18 protein-coding genes are annotated in these 17,962 nt (G+C 68.8%); 9 read left to right on the top strand and 9 right to left on the bottom strand.

Features of this window, described 5'->3' with window-relative positions:
- Positions 1–26: 26 nt before the first annotated feature.
- The 5 genes from DX914_RS07265 (at position 27) to katG (ending at position 6,576) form a co-directional block, all read left to right on the top strand.
- A complete protein-coding gene (locus DX914_RS07265) occupies positions 27–476 on the top strand; it encodes a helix-turn-helix transcriptional regulator (RefSeq protein ID WP_115858333.1) in 450 nt (149 codons plus the stop codon).
- 31 nt (positions 477–507) lie between these two features.
- Complete coding sequence (locus tag DX914_RS07270) at positions 508–918, top strand: VOC family protein (protein WP_115858334.1); 411 nt, start codon at positions 508–510, stop codon at positions 916–918.
- Between the two features lie 62 nt (positions 919–980).
- Complete coding sequence (locus DX914_RS07275) at positions 981–1,487, top strand: iron chaperone (RefSeq protein WP_196778841.1); 507 nt, start codon at positions 981–983, stop codon at positions 1,485–1,487.
- An 87-nt stretch (positions 1,488–1,574) separates the two neighbouring features.
- Positions 1,575–3,977 (top strand): ATP-binding cassette domain-containing protein, encoded by a 2,403-nt coding sequence (locus DX914_RS07280; RefSeq protein WP_115858335.1) that lies wholly within the window; start codon positions 1,575–1,577, stop codon positions 3,975–3,977.
- A gap of 427 nt (positions 3,978–4,404) precedes the next feature.
- Positions 4,405–6,576, top strand: a complete 2,172-nt coding sequence (gene katG / locus DX914_RS07285; RefSeq protein WP_115858336.1) for a catalase/peroxidase HPI — start codon at positions 4,405–4,407, stop codon at positions 6,574–6,576.
- Between the two features lie 274 nt (positions 6,577–6,850).
- Here katG and DX914_RS07290 read toward each other — a convergent pair whose 3' ends face one another.
- Positions 6,851–7,768: an aminoglycoside phosphotransferase family protein gene (locus DX914_RS07290; RefSeq protein ID WP_231118173.1), complete on the bottom strand. Its 918-nt coding sequence runs from the start codon at positions 7,766–7,768 to the stop codon at positions 6,851–6,853.
- Positions 7,769–8,017: 249 nt separating this feature from the next.
- Here DX914_RS07290 and DX914_RS07295 point away from each other — a divergent pair, with 249 nt between their 5' ends.
- The gene (locus DX914_RS07295; protein ID WP_115858337.1) at positions 8,018–8,647 is read left to right on the top strand and encodes a DUF937 domain-containing protein; all 630 of its coding nucleotides are present in this window, start codon (positions 8,018–8,020) and stop codon (positions 8,645–8,647) included.
- A gap of 761 nt (positions 8,648–9,408) precedes the next feature.
- On the opposite strand, the gene DX914_RS07300 is transcribed toward DX914_RS07295, so the two are convergent.
- The 8 genes from DX914_RS07300 to ffh form a co-directional block, all read right to left on the bottom strand.
- Positions 9,409–9,837, bottom strand: a complete 429-nt coding sequence (locus DX914_RS07300; protein ID WP_115858338.1) for an RNA-binding S4 domain-containing protein — start codon at positions 9,835–9,837, stop codon at positions 9,409–9,411.
- Between the two features lie 66 nt (positions 9,838–9,903).
- Entirely contained in the window at positions 9,904–10,269 is a 366-nt protein-coding gene (locus DX914_RS07305; RefSeq protein WP_115858339.1) for a hypothetical protein, read from the bottom strand.
- Between the two features lie 124 nt (positions 10,270–10,393).
- Positions 10,394–10,792, bottom strand: coding sequence for a 50S ribosomal protein L19 (gene rplS / locus DX914_RS07310; protein ID WP_115858340.1), 399 nt, complete (start codon positions 10,790–10,792; stop codon positions 10,394–10,396).
- A 127-nt stretch (positions 10,793–10,919) separates the two neighbouring features.
- On the bottom strand, positions 10,920–11,720 hold the full coding sequence (trmD, locus tag DX914_RS07315) for a tRNA (guanosine(37)-N1)-methyltransferase TrmD (protein ID WP_115858341.1): 801 nt from the start codon (positions 11,718–11,720) through the stop codon (positions 10,920–10,922).
- 84 nt (positions 11,721–11,804) lie between these two features.
- Complete coding sequence (rimM, locus tag DX914_RS07320; protein ID WP_115858342.1) at positions 11,805–12,320, bottom strand: ribosome maturation factor RimM; 516 nt, start codon at positions 12,318–12,320, stop codon at positions 11,805–11,807.
- A 52-nt stretch (positions 12,321–12,372) separates the two neighbouring features.
- Positions 12,373–12,630, bottom strand: a complete 258-nt coding sequence (gene rpsP, locus DX914_RS07325) for a 30S ribosomal protein S16 (RefSeq protein ID WP_115858343.1) — start codon at positions 12,628–12,630, stop codon at positions 12,373–12,375.
- Between the two features lie 231 nt (positions 12,631–12,861).
- Positions 12,862–13,758, bottom strand: coding sequence for a hypothetical protein (locus tag DX914_RS07330; RefSeq protein ID WP_115858344.1), 897 nt, complete (start codon positions 13,756–13,758; stop codon positions 12,862–12,864).
- Positions 13,759–14,289: 531 nt separating this feature from the next.
- On the bottom strand, positions 14,290–15,660 hold the full coding sequence (gene ffh / locus DX914_RS07335; protein ID WP_115858345.1) for a signal recognition particle protein: 1,371 nt from the start codon (positions 15,658–15,660) through the stop codon (positions 14,290–14,292).
- Between the two features lie 195 nt (positions 15,661–15,855).
- Between ffh and DX914_RS07340 the strand changes: the two genes are divergently transcribed.
- The 3 genes from DX914_RS07340 (at position 15,856) to DX914_RS07350 (ending at position 17,960) form a co-directional block, all read left to right on the top strand.
- Positions 15,856–16,644 carry a cytochrome C assembly family protein gene (locus tag DX914_RS07340; RefSeq protein WP_115858346.1) on the top strand — a complete coding sequence of 263 codons (789 nt, stop codon included), beginning with the start codon at positions 15,856–15,858 and terminating at the stop codon, positions 16,642–16,644.
- An 18-nt stretch (positions 16,645–16,662) separates the two neighbouring features.
- A complete protein-coding gene (locus tag DX914_RS07345) occupies positions 16,663–17,328 on the top strand; it encodes a CPBP family intramembrane glutamic endopeptidase (protein ID WP_115858347.1) in 666 nt (221 codons plus the stop codon).
- A gap of 176 nt (positions 17,329–17,504) precedes the next feature.
- On the top strand, positions 17,505–17,960 hold the full coding sequence (locus DX914_RS07350) for a MarR family winged helix-turn-helix transcriptional regulator (protein ID WP_115858348.1): 456 nt from the start codon (positions 17,505–17,507) through the stop codon (positions 17,958–17,960).
- Positions 17,961–17,962: the final 2 nt, after the last annotated feature.

A 17,962-nucleotide genomic window follows, 5' to 3' on the forward strand; every position in this document is an offset into this window, starting at 1 on the left:
CTGGGGCGCATGGCAGGATCGCGCCGGTGACCACTCCGACCGCCGAGGCAGTGCACCTGCGCGACCTGGCGCGCCTGCGCCGGGTGCGCGACCGCATGGACCGCGATTACGCCCAGCCGCTGGACGTGGAAGCGCTGGCGCGCGGCGCGCACATGTCCGCCGGGCACCTGAGCCGGCAGTTCCGCCTGGCCTACGGCGAATCGCCCTACTCCTATCTGATGACCCGGCGCATCGAGCGCGCGATGGCGCTGCTGCGCCGCGGCGACCTCAGCGTGACCGAGGTCTGCTTCGCCGTGGGCTGCTCCTCGCTGGGCACCTTCAGCACCCGTTTCGCCGAGTTGGTGGGCATGCCGCCCAGCGTCTATCGCGAGCAGGCGGCCGGCGACCTGCGCGGCCTGCCCTCGTGCCTGAGCAAGCAGGCGAGCAAACCGATCAGGAATCGAGAAGCGCCGGCGCCCGAGCCGGACCTAGCATGAGCGCTCCTTTCAACCGCCACGCAGGACCGCCATGGAACTCTCGATCCACGCCAGCTTCCTCCCCCAGAACGACCCCGACGCCGCGCTGAGTTTCTACCGCGACACCCTGGGTTTCGAAATCCGCAACGACGTGGGCTACCAGGGCCTGCGCTGGATCACGGTGGGCCCGGTCGGGCAGCCCGCGGTCAGCATCGTCCTGTATCCGCCGGGCGCCGCGCCGGGTGTGACCGACGAGGAGCGCCGCACCATCGCCGAGATGATGGCCAAGGGCACCTACGCCTCGCTGCTGCTGGCCAGCCGCGACGTCGACGCCGCCTTCGCCCTGCTGCAGGCGCGCGACGCCGAGATCGTGCAGGAGCCCATCGACCAGCCCTACGGCGTGCGCGACTGCGCGGTGCGCGACCCGGCCGGCAACATGATCCGCATCCAGCAGCAGCGCTGAACGCTCCCTCGCGATGCGGCCCGACGCCGCATCGCCCCTTCACCCTCGCCGAGGAACGCCCCATGGCCAAGACCGCCACCGGTGCCAAGAAAACCGCCCAGCCCGCGGCCAAGAAAGCCGCCGCCCAGAAGACCGCCAAGCCCGCCGCCAGCGGCTTCAGCGCCGAGGAACGCGCGGCGATGAAGGAACGCGCGCAGGAAGTGAAGGCCGAGGCGCGTGCGCGTGCCGGCCGCGAGGAAGGCGAACGCACGATCAAGGCCGCCATCGCCGCGATGCCGGCGCCGGACCGCGCCATGGCCAAGCGCCTGCATGAGATCGTGAGCGAGAACGCGCCGGCGCTGATGCCCAAGACCTGGTACGGCATGCCTGCCTACGCCGATCAGGACGGCAAGGTGGTGTGCTTCTTCCAGGCCGCGTCCAAGTTCAAGGCGCGCTACGCCACCTTCGGCTTCAACGACGCCGCCCAGCTCGACGACGGCGCGATCTGGGCCACCGCTTTCGCCGTCAAAGAACTGAGCGCGGCCGCGGAAAAGAAGATCGCCGCGCTGGTCAAGCAAGCGGCGGGCTGACACGCGTCACGCACAAGCGCGTCACCCATCGGGCCTCCCACGGCGGGACGGTCTCGTAAACTGTCCGGTTCCAACCCAGGAGGCAGGATGAGCAAGGGCAAGAGCGGCAATGCCGCCAGCAACGGCGGCGCGCAGCCGCACGCCGCCGACCGCCACGACCTGATCCGGGTGCAGGGCGCGCGCGAGAACAACCTCAAAGACATCGACATCGCCCTGCCCAAGCGCCGGCTGACCGTGTTCACCGGCGTGTCGGGCTCGGGCAAGAGTTCGCTGGTGTTCGGCACCATCGCCGCCGAATCGCAGCGCATGATCAACGAGACCTACAGCAGCTTCGTCCAGGGCTTCATGCCCACGCTGGCGCGTCCGGACGTGGACGTGCTCGATGGCCTGACCACCGCCATCATCGTCGACCAGCAGCGTCTGGGCGCGGACCCGCGCTCCACCGTGGGCACCGCCACCGACGCCAACGCGATGCTACGCATTTTATTCAGCCGCCTGGGCAAGCCGCACGTGGGCCCGCCCAGCGCCTTCGCCTTCAACGTGCCTTCGGTGACGGCGGTGGGCGCGCTCACCGTCGAGCGCGGCGCCAAGACCAAGACGGTCAAGGAAACCTTCAACCGCCTGGGCGGCATGTGCCCGCGCTGCGAGGGCCGGGGCTCGATCTCGGACATCGACCTGACCCAGCTCTACGACGCCGGCAAGTCGCTCAACCAAGGCGCGCTGACCATCCCCGGCTACAGCATGGACGGCTGGTACGGCCGCATCTACCGCGGCTGCGGCTACTTCGACCCGGACAAACCCATCGCCAAGTTCGGCAAGAAGGAACTGCACGCCCTGCTCTACCAGGAGCCGACCAAGATCAAGGTCGACGGCATCAACCTGACCTACGCCGGCCTGATCCCGTCGATCCAGAAGTCGTTCCTGTCCAAGGACATCGAGGCGCTGCAGCCGCACGTGCGCGCCTTCGTCGAACGCGCCACCACCTTCACCACCTGCCCCGACTGCGGCGGCACCCGCCTGGCCGAGCATGCGCGCGCGTCCAAGATCGGCAAGCTCAGCATCGCCGATGCCTGCGCCATGCAGATCAGCGACCTGGCGCTCTGGATCGCCGGCTTGAAGGAGCCCACGGTGGCGCCGCTGCTGACCAAGCTGCGGCACGCGCTGGATTCGTTCGTGGAAATCGGCCTGGGCTACCTGTCGCTGGACCGCCCCGCCGGCACCCTGTCCGGCGGCGAGGCGCAGCGGGTCAAGATGATCCGCCAGCTCGGCTCCTCGCTGACCGACGTCACCTACGTGTTCGACGAGCCCACCACCGGCCTGCACCCGCACGACATCCAGCGCATGAACGAGCTGCTGCTGCGCCTGCGCGACAAGGGCAATACCGTGCTGGTGGTGGAGCACAAGCCCGAGGTCATGGCCATCGCCGATCATCTGGTCGACCTGGGCCCTGGCGCCGGCACCGCCGGCGGGCGCGTGTGCTACGAGGGCGACCACGCCGGCCTGCGCGCCAGCGGCACGCTCACCGGCAAGCATCTGGACGATCGGGCGGCGCTGAAAACTCGGGTACGCAAACCGACCGGCTCGCTGCCGATCCGCGGCGCCGACGCGCATAACCTGAAACAGGTGAGCGTCGATATTCCGCTGGGCGTGCTGTGCGTGGTTACCGGCGTGGCCGGTTCGGGCAAGAGCTCGCTGATCCACGGCTCGGTGTCCGGGCGCGAGGGCGTGGTCGCGATCGACCAGGCGCCGATCCGCGGCTCGCGGCGCAGCAATCCGGCCACCTACACCGGCCTGCTGGAACCGATCCGCAAGGCCTTCGCCAAGGCCAACGACGTCAAGCCCGCCTTGTTCAGCGCCAACTCCGAAGGCGCCTGCCCCAGCTGCAACGGCGCCGGCGTGATCTACACCGACCTGGGCATGCTGGCCGGCGTCGCCGTGCCTTGCGACGACTGCGAAGGCAAGCGCTTTCAGCCGGCGGTGCTGAAGTACAAGTTCGGCGGCCGCGACATCAGCCAGGTGCTGGCCATGCCGGTGGCCGAGGCGCTGGAATTCTTCGCCGCCGGCAAGGGCAAGGACGCGGCCGCGCAGGCGATCCTGCAGTGCCTGGCCGACGTGGGCCTGGGCTACCTGAGTCTGGGCCAGCCGCTGACCACGCTGTCGGGCGGCGAACGCCAGCGGCTCAAGCTGGCCACGCACATGGGCGAGAAGGGCGGCGTCTACGTGCTCGACGAGCCCACCGCCGGTCTGCACCTGGCCGATGTGGCGCAGCTGCTGGCGCTGTTGGATCAACTGGTCGACGCGGGCAAATCGGTGATCGTGATCGAGCACCACCAGGCGGTGATGGCGCACGCCGACTGGATCGTCGACCTGGGTCCGGGCGCGGGCCACGACGGCGGCCGTGTGGTGTTCGAAGGCACGCCGGCGGAATTGATCGAGCGCCGGGCGACGCTCACCGGCCGGCATTTGGCCGATTACGTCGGCCGCAAATAGGCCGTCGCCGATCGCATAACGGCGGGCCGCAAGGTCCGCCTGTGCCGTGGCGACGTCACTCCGCCATCACACCGCCGCTACCGTCGCCTCCGCAGCCTGCGCCAGGGGCGGCGGGCGTTCGGCTGTGCATCGGCCTTCATAGCCAGGGCCTATCGGATACGTCGAAAGGATCGATTTCACAAGCAGATCGCGCCGACCTATCGTCCCTGGGTCCCCCGCGACACGGAACGCCAGCGATGAGCCAGCAGGACGACCGCTCCACTCTCTCCCCGACCGCTGCGCACGGCGTCGCGGTTCCTCGCTGGCGCCCTCCCCCGCTCGACTACTAGCGCCACCGCAACGGCGGCGCGCGTCCGCGCGCGCCGTTGCCTCGAACCCGTTCCCTCGAATCACGCACTCCACCCACACCGTCGAAGGCAGAGAGCCCATGTCAAACGAAAGCAAATGCCCGTTCAACCACACCGCTGGCGGTGGCCGCAGCAATCGCGACTGGTGGCCGCACCAGTTGCCGGTGGACCTGCTGCACGATCATTCCTCCAAGTCCGACCCGCTGGGTGCGGACTTCAACTACGCCGAGGCGTTCAAGCGCCTGGACCTGAAAGCGCTCAAGGCCGACATCGCCAAGGCGCTGACCGATTCGCAGGACTGGTGGCCGGCCGACTTCGGCCATTACGGCCCGCTGATGATCCGCATGGCCTGGCATAGCGCCGGCACCTACCGCACCTTCGACGGACGCGGCGGCGGCGGCCGCGGCCAGCAGCGCTTCGCTCCGCTCAACAGCTGGCCGGACAACGGCAACCTGGACAAGGCCCGCCGCCTGCTCTGGCCGGTCAAGCAGAAGTACGGCCAGAGCATTTCCTGGGCCGACCTGATGATCCTCACCGGCAACGTCGCGCTGGAATCGATGGGCTTCAGGACCTTCGGCTTCGGCGGCGGCCGCGCCGACACCTGGGAACCCGACCACGACGTGTACTGGGGCTCGGAAGACACCTGGCTGGGCGACAAGCGCTACAGCGGCGAACGCGACCTGGAAACGCCGCTGGGCGCGGTGCAGATGGGCCTGATCTACGTCAATCCCGAAGGCCCCAACGGCAACGCCGATCCGATCTCCGCCGCGCGCGACATCCGCGACACGTTCGCGCGCATGGCCATGAACGACGAAGAGACCGTGGCCCTGATCGCCGGCGGCCACAGCTTCGGCAAGACCCACGGCGCGGGCGATCCCAAGAACGTCGGCGCCGAACCCGAAGGCGACGACATCACCGCCCAGGGCCTGGGCTGGCGCAGCACCCACGGCACCGGCCACGCCGGCGACGCGATCACCAGCGGCCTGGAAGTGACCTGGACCACCACACCGACGAAGTGGAGCAACAACTTCTTCGAGAACCTGTTCGGTTTCGAGTGGGAACCCGACACCAGCCCCGGCGGCGCCAAGCAGTGGGTGGCCAAGAATGCCGAGGCGATCATTCCCGACGCGCACGACCCGTCGAAGAAGCATCGCCCGACCATGCTCACCACCGACCTGTCGCTGCGCATGGATCCGGCCTACGAGAAGATCTCGCGCCGCTTCCTGGAAAACCCCGACCAGTTCGCCGACGCCTTCGCCCGCGCCTGGTTCAAGCTGACCCACCGCGACATGGGCCCGAAGGTGCGCTACCTGGGTCCGGAAGTGCCGGCCGAAGACCTGATCTGGCAGGACCCGGTGCCGGCGGTCGATCACCCGCTGATCGATGCGCAGGACATCGCCGCGCTCAAGGCCAAGATCCTGGCCTCGGGCCTGAGCGTGCCGGAACTGGTGTCCACCGCCTGGGCCTCGGCTTCGACCTTCCGCGGTTCGGACCGTCGCGGCGGCGCCAACGGCGCGCGCATCCGCCTGGCTCCGCAGAAGGACTGGGCCGTCAACCAGCCGCAGCAGCTGGCCAAGGTGCTGGCGGCGCTGGAAGGCATCCAGAAGGATTTCAACGGCAGCGCCGCCGGCGGCAAGAAGGTGTCGTTGGCCGACCTGATCGTGCTGGGCGGCAACGCCGCGGTGGAGAAGGCGGCCAAGGACGCGGGCGTGAGCGTGGACGTGCCATTCTCGGCCGGCCGCACCGACGCCAGCGATGCCCAGACCGACGCCGAATCCTTCGCCGTGCTCGAGCCGTTCGCCGACGGTTTCCGCAACTACCTCAAGGCCAAGGCGCCGGTGCCGGCCGAGTCGCTGCTGATCGACAAGGCGCAGCTGCTGACCCTGACCGCGCCGCAGATGACCGCGCTGATCGGCGGCCTGCGCGTGCTCGGCGCCAACGCCGGCAACAGCAAGCATGGCGTGTTCACCGACCGCGTCGGCACGCTCAGCAACGACTTCTTCGTCAACCTGCTGGAAATGGGCACCGAGTGGAAGGCCGTCAACGGCCAGGAGAACCTGTTCGAAGGCTACGACAAGTCGAACCAGGTGAAGTGGACCGCGACCCGCGTGGACCTGATCTTCGGCTCGCACTCGCAGCTGCGCGCGCTGGCCGAGGTCTATGCGAGCTCGGACGCCAAGGAGAAGTTCGTGCGCGACTTCGTCGCGGCCTGGAACAAGGTGATGAATCTGGATCGGTTCGATCTGGCCTGATCCTGCGGCTGCGTGCGGATGCGTCCCAAACGGCATCCGCACATCACTGGCCCGGCGAGCGATCGCCGGGCTTTTTTTGAGGTCGGGCTGGCGTCGTCGCTTTGGATGCGCGGTCGCGGCTTACGCCGCTCCTACCCCAAGGCGTAATCGGAGTCGCCGCCGCGGGTGCGCGGCCGCGGCTTGGGCCGCTCCTGCACGAAAGCGATGCGGCACGCTGGCTTTGGGCTAGGAGCGGCGTGAGCCGCGACGCGGGTAACGGACCGCGGCGTGGCGCTCAGTCGCTGCCCTCGCCCGCACCCAGGACCAACGCCGCCCGCAGCACCGACAGCGGCAGCTCGGCTTCGTCTTCCTCGTCGTCTTCCAGATGCCAGGCCGCGGACAGACCTTGCTGCGCCACCACCCAGCGCAGCATGCGCGAACGCGGGATGCCGCCGGCTTCGGTGACGATGTCCAAACGGCCCGCCAACCGCCCGGGCAGTTCGTCGCCCAGCTGCAAGGGGTCGCCCAGTTGGGTCGCATAGTCGTAGCCACGCTCGCCGATCACACGCTTGGGATCGATCGCCAGCCAGCCGCGCTGCGGGCCGAAATCGAGCACGTTCTCGTGGTGCAGATCGCCGTGCAGCGGCACCGGTGGCCAGGGCTGCGACAGCAGTTCGTGCGCGATCGACCAGGCGGTGGCGTACAGGCCGCCGTGATCGCGCGCAGCCTGTTCCAGCGAATCGAAATAACGCGGCAGCGGCACCAAGCCCTGCGGCGGCGCATGCGGATGGCCGTGCAGGCGCTGGGCCACGTCGCAAAGGATGCGGCAGGCCTGCGCGTCGCGGCCGTCGCCGGCCATGGCGAGCAGGGTATCGCCGCCGGTCGCGCGTTCCAGCAACAGCACCGGACCCTCGCACGCGAGCACGCGCGCGGCGCCGTCGCCGTCCCACCAGCGCATCAGCACGCCGCTGCGCTGTTCTTCGGCGTCGTAGGCCAGCTTGAGCATCGCAGGCTGGCCTGCGTGCCGCACCGGTTGCAAGGCGCTGGACGGCGTGTCGAAGGCGGCACCGTCGGGCTGCAGCGACCAGCGCGCGCGCCACGGCGCCAGGGCGGTGTCGGGATCGGGGCGGGCCGCGTTCTCGGACGCGTCGGGCGCTGGGGTCATCGAGGCTCGGTCCAGGTAGCGGCGGAAGCGGCGGTCGCGGGGCTCCATCTTGACCGTTGCACCTCGCGAGGGCGATGCCGATTCGGGCCGCTGCGCGCCTGTCTTCATCCTGTAGAGGGTGCCGCCCGGCCGCCGCCGATCCGGAGCGCGCAACCCCTGCCCCTGTCGCTCGATGTGGAGCCACTACACACTGATTACATACCGCTTTCCGGCCGCGCCGGGCCCCGCCGTGGCCGTCACCACGGCCGCGCCAAACAGCGCTAGGATCGGCTTCCACCGCTAACAGGACACGCCCCCATGAGTTCGATGACCGACGACCTCCTCCGCCAACTCCAGGGCCAGCCGCTGGAACAGATGAGCAGCCAGCTGGGCCTGTCGCAGTCGCAGACCGCGGGCGCGGTGTCGGCGGCGCTGCCGCTGCTGCTGGGCGCGCTGGGCCGCAACGCCAGCCAGCCGCAGGGCGCCGAGGCGCTGTTCGGCGCGCTGCAGCGCGACCACGCCGGCGGCGCCGGCAGCGGCCTGGACATCGGCAGCGTGCTGGGCGCGGTGCTGGGCGGCGGCGCCAGCCGTCAGACCGACGGCGCCGGCATCCTCGGCCACATCTTCGGCGGCCGCCAGGACACCGCGGCACAGGGCCTGGGCCAGGCCACCGGCCTGGGCGGCGGGCAGGCCAATACCCTGCTCAAGATCCTGGCGCCGATCGTGCTGTCCTACCTGGCGCAGCGCATGTTCTCCGGCGGCGGCGGCCGTCAGGCCTCGCCGCAGGCACTGGGCGACGTGCTCGGCCAGGAGCGGCAGCGCATCCAGCAGGACAGCGGCGCCGGCGGCCTGCTCGGCGCGGTGCTGGACCAGGACGGCGACGGCCAGCTCGGCCTGGGCGACCTGCTCAAGATCGGCGGCGGCCTGCTGGGCGGCGGCAACCGCTAAGCGCTCGCCACCCTCAGCTCGCAAACAACGGCCGCGCTCGACGCGGCCGTTGTCGTTTTGCCCGGCCTGCGCCTCGGGGTAGGAGCGGCGTGAGCCGCGACCGAGTATCCGCAACTACGACGAAGGCCGCGATCGCCCCTGTAGGAGCTGCGCAAGCTGCGACCGCGAATTCGCACCTACGGCGTAGCTCTGCGCTTCCGCCTTTGCTTGTCTTCCCCCTCTGACAAAGGGGGATTGAGGGGGATTTGCTTTGGCTCTTAAGCAACAGCAACAGCTTCCGTCCGCAAGCGGCCGGGTCACTTTCTTTTGATAAGCGTCAAAAGAAAGTAACCAAGGAAAAACGCTTCGCCAGAGCTCCCGTGCGAGAGCGGAGTTGGCGCGGGGATTTTTCGATGGCACATCCCTGTGCCAGCGAAAAACGGCGCACATCCTGTGCGCCGCCCTTCGGGTCTTCTATTGGTACTGCGAGTTCGGCGCTCGAGCGAGGGGCAAGAGCATTCGCGCTTTGCGCTCACCCCCTCACCCTAACCCTCTCCCGTAAACGGGGTGAGGGGCAGCGCTTGCGAGCCACTGGCTCGCGCTGCACCGAGCGCCCGACCGCTATGCGGTCGGGCCGGGGTGCTGGTTGAAGTCGGTGATGATAATGCCTGCTTTAGCCCCTCTCCCGTTTACGGGAGAGGGGTTGGGGTGAGGGCGCGCGGGGCAGCAACCCACAGCGTTACCTCACCTCCACGCTTCCGGACCCGACACCGCACGCGCCCTCACAACGCATCGATATCCCCCAACGCCCGTATCAACCGCCTGGCGCGCTTATCCGGCTTGGTTTCCGGCGCGCGATAGCCGTTGCGTTCGGCCGCCCGCAACGCACGCGCCGCTTCGCGCGCGGCGCGAGAGGCCTCGGTTTCCGCGTACAGCGTCTGCGCCACGCTGGCCGGTCCGCGCGTGTCGCTGAGCGCGAGCACCTGCAGTTCGAACTGCTCCTCGCCGCGCACCACGCGCAACGCGTCGCCCGCGCGCACGGTGCGCGAGGCCTTGGCGCGCTGGCCGCCGATCTCGACCTTGCCGGTGTCGATCGCGGTGCGCGCCAGGCTGCGGGTCTTGTAGAAGCGCGCGGCCCACAGCCACAGGTCCAGGCGTACGCCGGCTGCGGCCGGGGCCGCGGAATGGGAGGTGTCGGAATTGGGTTTCATCGGATTCAAACTTAGGGCGCCGCACCGGATTCGCAATGACCGCAGCGATCCGCCCATCGGCAAAGCTCAGATCTCTTCCAGCGCCAGGGTGAACACACCCGCCTCGCCTTTGCCGTAGGCCTCGCGCCAGATCCGATACCCCTCCAGGTCCGCCTCGGCCACCGGCATCGAGCCGATCACCCGTGGCGAGGCTTCGAGCACCCGGCTGGCGACGATGGGGAAATGGTTGAGCAGCGGCAGGCCCATGAGCTCGGCGACGTCGTCAATGTGCTCGGCCAGCACTTCGTCGCCTGTGTGCACGTTGAATTTGCGCAGCGACAGCGCCTGCTCGCCGTCAGGCATGGGGTCGATGCGCTGCACCCAGAAGAACCCCCAGCCTCCGTCGCTGCGAGGATAGGTGCAGATATCGCCTACGGACAGAACCGGTTGCATGCGTGCGCTCCTGCGGCATGAGACATTCCGGACGAAATGTAGCGCATCGCGCAATCCGCCAACGAAAACGGCCGCCTCGCGGCGGCCGTTTTCTCGCGCTGCGCGCCTGGCGCGCGTCGCGGAATTACTCGGTGACGGCGGCGTTCTTGGCGCGCGCGTAGGCGGCCAGGTCTTCGCGGATGCGCGCCTTCTTGCCTTCCAGGCCGCGCAGGTAGTACAGCTTGCCCGAACGCACCTTACCGCGGCGCTTGACTTCGACCGAGTCGATGATCGCGCTGTGGGTCTGGAACACGCGCTCGACGCCGAAGCCGTGCGAGATCTTGCGCACGGTGAACGACGAGTTCAGACCGGCGTTCTTCTTGCCGATGACCACGCCTTCGTAGGCCTGGACGCGTTCGCGGTTGCCTTCCTTGACCTTGACGTTGACGACGACGGTGTCGCCGGGGCCGAAGTCCGGCAGCTGGCGCTGCACCTGTTCGGCTTCGAAGTTCTGCAGCAGGGTATTGAGCGAGGGCTTGTTCATGGCACGGCCTGTTGGATTAGTTGTTGCGCGAGTGCACGAGGACCCGCGTCATGGCATGGATGGAGCAATGAAGCCGCGCATTATAGCGGCATTTTTCCTTGTGTGACTAGCGTTTAGCCCGTTCCGCCTAGGCGGCGGGCTCGCCGTCGGCCGGCTCGGCCGGCCCAGGCATGGCACCGGCGCCATCCGCAGCGGCCATCTGGGCCTTAAATTCGTCCAACAGGCGCCGATCCTGCTTGGAAAGCGCGGCTTCGTTCAACAAATCAGGCCGCCGCAGCCAGGTCCGGCCCAGCGACTGCTGGCGCCGCCAGCGCGCGATCAGGGCGTGGTTGCCCGACAGCAGCACCTCCGGCACCGCACCCAGGGGATGCTCGACCGGGCGGGTGTAGTGCGGGCAGTCCAGCAGGCCGTCCTCGAAGCTGTCCTGGACCGCGGACTCGGCGTCGTTGAGCACGCCCTCGCGCAGGCGCGCGACCGCGTCCACCACCACCGCCGCGGCCAATTCGCCGCCGGACAGCACGTAGTCGCCGATCGACAGTTCCTCGTCCACCTCGGCCTGGAGCAGGCGCTCGTCCACGCCTTCGTAGCGGCCGCAGAGCAGGATCAGGCGTTCGCTCTGGGCCAGCTCGCGCACCTTGTCCTGGGTCAGGCGCGCGCCCTGGGGGCTCAGGTAGATCACCCGCGCCGGCGCCGGGTCGGCCGCGCGTGCGGCCCGCAGGCAGTCGCGCAACGGCTCGATCAGCATGACCATGCCGGGCCCGCCGCCGAAGGGGCGGTCGTCGACGCGGCGGTAGTTGCCTTGCGCGTAGTCGCGCGGGTTCCAGCCGTGCAGCGACAGCAGCCCGCGCTCGCCGGCGCGGCCGACCACGCCGAAGGCGGCGCACTGGGCGACGAATTCGGGGAACAGGCTGACGATGTCGATACGCATAGGGCAGGAGTTAGCGCGTAGGAGTCAGAAAATAGCAAGAGCGGAATCGGCTTCTGCCAACGCCTGACTTCTATCCTCTATTTCCTAGAAATCCGGATCCCAATCGACGGTCACGAGCCCCTGCTCGAAATCCACCGAAGTCACGTACTGCGGAATCACGAACGGAATCATGCGCTCGCGTTCGTCGTCGCGCGCCACCAGCACGTCGTTGGCGCCGGTGGCGAACAGGTGCGAAACCGTGCCCAGCGCCACGCCGTCGACGGTGACCACGCGCAGGCCTTCCAGATCCACCCAGTAGTACTCGCCGTCGCGCGGCGGCGGCAGCGCCGAACGCGGCACGTAGATTTCGGTGCCGCGCAGCGCCTCGACCGCGTCGCGGTCTTCTACCTGCGGCCATTGCGCGACCAGAAACTTGCCGCTTTCGCGGCCGCGTACGCCGCTGAGCTCGCGCTCGCGCCCTTGCGGGTCGCGCACGATCCAGGGCTGGTAGCGGAAAATCGCGCTGCGCGGCTGGGTCCAGGACTCCAGCTTGGCTTCGCCACGAACGCCGAAGGCGCCGAGCACCCTGCCCAGCAGGATGCGGCGCCCGCTATCGCTCATCTGAGACAGACCGGAAAGGGACCGCCGCGCGCGGGGCGCGCGGCGGAGCGCCTTAGGCGGCCGGAGCGGCCTTGGCGGCCTGCTTGTACAGGGCGGCGACCTTGTCGGTCAGCTGCGCGCCCTGGCCCACCCAATGCTTCACGCGCTCGAGGTCGAGCTCGACCGGCTTCTCGTTGCCGGTGGCAACGGGGTTGTAGTAACCGACGCGCTCGATGTTGCGGCCGTCGCGGGCGCTGCGGCTGTCGGTGACGATGATGTGGTAGAACGGACGCTTCTTGGCGCCGCCACGGGTCAGGCGGATCTTGACCATGTTTGCTATTTCCTGTGTTGCCCAGCCGTCGGAATGACGGGGTAAGCCGGAAAGTGTAACTGATTCGCGGGCTTAGGCAAAGTCGGCCGCTCCCGGCGGCGCGGATCGCCGCCCCGCCCCGCATCGGCGCGGCGGCAGGCCCCTCCCTGGACCCGCCGCCCGCCCCGTCGTCTGGCCATCCCTGGCCGGTCCCGCCTTCCGTGGCGGGACCCGTAACGCCTCAGCCCTGGCTTACATGCCGTAACGGACGGTGCCGGTCAGCGGCTTGTCCGCACCGTCGCAGAACTGCTGGAACTCCAGATGGATACCGGTCATGCGGCCGTCCAGGGAGTCGTAGCGCACCCCCTTGACCTCGACCTGCCCGCCGCTGATCCAGGAGCAGCGCCCCCCAGTCGGGCGGTCGAACATGAACATCGGGCCGGTCGTGGTACCGATGGGCCAGGTACCGGGCTGGATCGCCGTGCCCGGCGACGGCATCAGGTCGATGCGCCAGACGTCGCGCTGGCCGCTGACAGTCAGGTGCATGTAGCCGGTATCGCCGTTCAGCGCGAAGGTGCTGGTGTCGCCCAGATAGGTCTTCTGCTGCCCCAGCCCGACCGGGTCGTCGCCGCCGCTGACGAACTTCAGCGAGTACGGCGCGACGTTGTGGCGGATCACCGCCGCCAGCACCGGCGCGGTGGCGTTGTCGCAGCGCTGCAGCACGGTGGCCTCCAGCGCCGCAATCCGGCCCTGGCGGTCGTACTCGACCTGCTGGATGTGGATCTCGCCCCACAGGTCGTTGCAGCGGCGGCCGGTGTTGGCCATGTACACGAACGGCGCGCGGCCGGTGCGCAGGGTCGGATGTTCGGCGTGGTAGTAACGGCCGACCTCGAACCTGCGCTGCGTCGGCGCGCCCAGCGACACGTACCAGTGATCGTCGTCGCGCGCGACGGTCATGCGGATGGAGTGCGCATCGCCTTCGAAGGTCATGGCCGAGTCGGTGTCGGTAAAGACCGCGGACTGGCCGAGACCGACCGGATCGCCGTCCTGGCTGGTGGTGGAAAACACCGTCTCCGCCTGCGCGGAAACGGCGAACAAACCCGCGAACGCGAGGGCGATGGCGGTGCAACGGCGGAACGTCTTCGTCATGGGCACTTCTCTCCTTGATGGCGGCCGCGGCACCCTTCCCCGGGGCAGCGCGGCCGATGGCGAACCCGCCGGCGCGAGCGCGCCGGCGGCCAGTCGGTGGCGACTGTGCAGCGCGTGGCGGTCCTGCCTTGCGCTGCCGGACTATGATCGGCTTCGGCCGTCTCCCTCATCGAGACGGCGCGCGCCGTTGGTCTGGCGATGCGCGGTGAACGCCATCGCAGCGGGCGATACGGCGTTGGTGTACCCATGCGGCAGGCGTTGGCGCGGCCAAAGCCGGTCGCCGGAATTCGATCGGAATCGGGTCGCGGCTCACGCCGCTCCTACCCCAAAGCGGAGCGATCGGCTTCTGTGGGAGCGGCGTGAGCCGCGATTCGATTCGAGGCCGAACTCCGCTTGCGATGCGTTCGCAGTTGCCGCGTTTCGCGATCGCGGCTCACGCCGCTCCCACAGAGATCAAAAGCAGGCTGGGCGACGGAAAACGAAAACGGCGGCCGAGGCCGCCGTTTTCCTTCGCGCGATGGTGCTCCGCGATCAGCGGAACGGCATGCCGCCGCCGCGGCCGCCCATCATGCCGCGCATGCCCCGCATCAGGCCCTTCATGCCGCCGCCGGAGAGCTTGCTCATCATCTTTTCCATTTGCTGGAACTGCTTCATGAGCTTGTTGACGTCGGCCGGGGTCATGCCGGCGCCCTTGGCGATGCGCGCGCGGCGCGAGCCGTTGAGCAGGGCCGGGTTGCGCCGCTCCTTCTTGGTCATCGAGTTGATGATCGCGACCATGCGCGGCACTTCCTTGCCGGTGACCTGGTTCTTGACCGCATCGGGAATCTGGCCCATGCCCGGCAGCTTGTCCATGAGCCCGTGCAGGCCGCCCATGTTCTGCATCTGCTCGAGCTGGTCCTTCATGTCGTTGAGGTCGAACTTCTTGCCCTTGGCGACCTTCTCGGCGAGCTTCTGCGCCTTGTCCTTGTCGACCTGCTGCTCGACCTGCTCCACCAGCGACAGCACGTCGCCCATGTCCAGGATGCGGCTGGCGACGCGGTCGGGATGGAACACGTCCAGGCCGTCGGGCTTTTCGCCCACGCCGATGAACTTGATCGGCTTGCCGGTGATGTAGCGCACCGACAGCGCGGCGCCGCCGCGCGCGTCGCCGTCGGTCTTGGTCAGGACCACGCCGGTCAGCGGCAGCGCTTCGCTGAAGTGCTTGGCGGTGACCGCGGCGTCCTGGCCGGTCATGGAGTCGACCACGAACAGCGTTTCCACCGGCGTCACCGCCGCATGCAGCGCCTTGATCTCGGCCATCATCGCCGCGTCGATGCTGGTGCGGCCGGCGGTGTCGACGATCAGCACGTCGACGTAGGACTTGCGCGCGTCGTCGATGGCCGCCTTGACGATGGCTTCGGGCTTCTGCTCGGGCGCGGACGGGAAGAACAGCACGTCCACTTGCTCGGCCAGGGTCTTGAGCTGCTCGATCGCGGCCGGGCGGTAGACGTCGGCCGACACCACCATGACCTTCTTCTTGCGGCGTTCCTTCAGGTGCTTGGCGAGCTTGCCCACGGTGGTGGTCTTGCCCGCGCCCTGCAGGCCGGCCATCAGGATCACCGCCGGCGCCGGCACGTTGAGGTTCAGATCGGCGGCCTGCGAGCCCATCACCGCGGTGAGCTCGTCGCGCACGACCTTGATCAGGGCCTGGCCGGGGGTCAGCGACTTGAGCACTTCCTGGCCGACCGCGCGCACCTTGATGCGCTCGATCAGGGCCTGCACCACCGGCAGGGCCACGTCGGCCTCGAGCAGGGCGATGCGCACCTCGCGGGTGGCCTCGCGGATGTTCTCTTCGGTCAGACGGCCGCGGCCGCGCAGGCGCTCGATGGTGCCGGACAGGCGTTGGGTCAGGGATTCGAACATGGGCGGAGCGGCTGCTGGACGTCGGGGGCGGCAAGTATACCGGCCCGGCCGGGCGGCGCTGGGGGCGGCCAGGAACGAGGCAGCGCGGGCGCTCTGGATCCCCGCGTTCGCGGGGATGACGGATCGAAGCGGCGCGGCCTCTACAGATCGCCCATCGCGAATCACCAATCCCGGCACTTATGCCACACTGCGGCGATGACAATCGTTCTCATTGCCGTCGCCCTCTACCTGATCGCCGCCGGCCTGCTGGTGGCGGCGGTGCGTCGCGACGGCGGCCGCAAGGCGCGGCTGTGGCTGCTGCCGGCGGATCTGGCGGTGCTGCTGCACGGCGCGGCCCACCTGACGGCCTGGCAGCTCGCCGGCGGCACCGACCTGCATTTCTTCGCCGCGCTGTCGCTGGTGGGGCTGGGCATGGCCGCGCTGACCGCGATCGTCGGTGCGTCCGGGCGCATGGCCGCGCTGGGCGTGGTGGTGTTCCCGCTGGCCGCGCTGGCCCTGCTCGGCTACCAGTGGTACGGCCATCGCCTCGCCGAGCCATTGGACTGGCGCCTGCAACTGCATGCCTGGTTCGCACTGCTGGCTTACGCCACCCTGGCCGTGGCCGCGCTGCTGGCGGTGATGCTGTGGCTGCAGGAACGCGCGCTGCGCCGGCGCGAGTTCCACGGCTGGCTGCGCGCGCTGCCGCCGCTGGTGGAACTGGAGACGCTGCTGTTCCGCACCATCGCGGTCGGCTTCGTGCTGCTCAGCGCGACCTTGCTGACCGGCCTGCTGTTCGTGGAGAACCTGCTGGCCCAGCACCTGGTGCACAAGACCGCGCTCAGCGTGCTGTCGTGGCTGGCCTTCGGCGGCCTGCTGCTGGGGCGCTGGCGCTACGGCTGGCGCGGCGTGACCGCGGTGCGCTGGACCCTGGCGGCGATGGCGCTGCTGGTGCTGGCCTTCTTCGGCAGCAAGTTCGTGCTGGAACTGGTGCTGCGCCGGACCTGATCTGCTGCGGGGTTTTCGATGCTGGAGTGGCTGCGCTCTCTTTCGCCGCGCACCGAATTCGTCGCGGTGATCGCGCTGGCCTTCGGCTGGGCGATCGTCAGCAGCACCGCCAGCGTATTGGCCGGACCGCCGCCGCCCGCCGCCGCGCCGGAATTCACCGCCGGCGGCTTGTGGGGCATCGTGTTCCTCGAAGTGATGACGCTGGCGCTGCTCACCGTGTTGCTGAGCGCTCGCGGCTGGACCTGGCCGCAGCTGAGCCGGCCCTGGGCGCAATCGGACCTGCTGATCGGGCCGGCCCTGTTGGTCACCGCCTACCTCAGCTACGCCTTGCTCGCGACCTTGGCCAGCCACAGCGGCGTCGCCTTGCGCGAGCCCACGTTCGAACACGGCGTGGGCTGGGCCGCGGTGCTCGGGGTATCGGTGGTCAACGGCTTCTATGAGGAAGCCCTGGTCTGCGCCTACGTGATCGTGGCGCTGCGCGAGCGCTGGGGCCTGTGGCCGGCGATCCACGCCAGCACCGCCATCCGCACGGCCTACCACCTCTACCAGGGCAGCGCCGGGGTGCTGTTCATCGTGCCGTTGGGGCTGATCTTCGCCGGCTGGTACGCGAGAACAGGGCGGCTGTGGCCGTTGATCCTGGCCCATGTGCTGGCCGACGCGCTGGCTTTGTCGGTCATGGCGTGACCGGCCGGGGCCCGAACAGCGCCCCAGGAATCCGTTCTAATTCGTTGAATTATCAGAATTTAATCATTAAACGCCGCCGCCGGGGCGGCGCGCATGCCTGCCTGCGACACGCCGTTCCATTGCAATAACAATATTTGCATTGACAACTATTGCATGGGGTAGCAATATGCCGCCCCATGAAGACCGTCCCCACCCCCGCCTGCAGCGGCTCCACCCTGGGCCTGCTGTTCCGCCAGGTCCGCGACGCCATGTGGGCGCAGATGGAACGCGAACTGGCCGCCGCCGGCCACGAGCTGACTTTCAGCCAGTACATCACCCTGAAGAAGCTCGCCGACGGCACCGCCGGCGTCACCGACCTGGCCCGCGCCGCCGAGCTCAACCCCGGCGCCATGACCCGGTTGCTGGACAAGCTCGAAGCCCGCGGCCTGGTCGAGCGCGTGGCCGATCCGTCGGATCGTCGCGCCTTGAACATCCATCTGACCGATGCCGGCCTCGTCATTTGGCAGGACATCAACAAATGTGGTCAGCGCGTACGCGAGCGCGCGCTCAGCGGCATGAGCGACCACGAACGCGAACAGCTCACGCGCCTGCTCGAACAGGTGCGCGACAACCTCACCCCTTCCGATGCCTGAGC

It is taken from the genome of Lysobacter silvisoli, from assembly GCF_003382365.1.
Taxonomy (GTDB): domain Bacteria; phylum Pseudomonadota; class Gammaproteobacteria; order Xanthomonadales; family Xanthomonadaceae; genus Lysobacter; species Lysobacter silvisoli.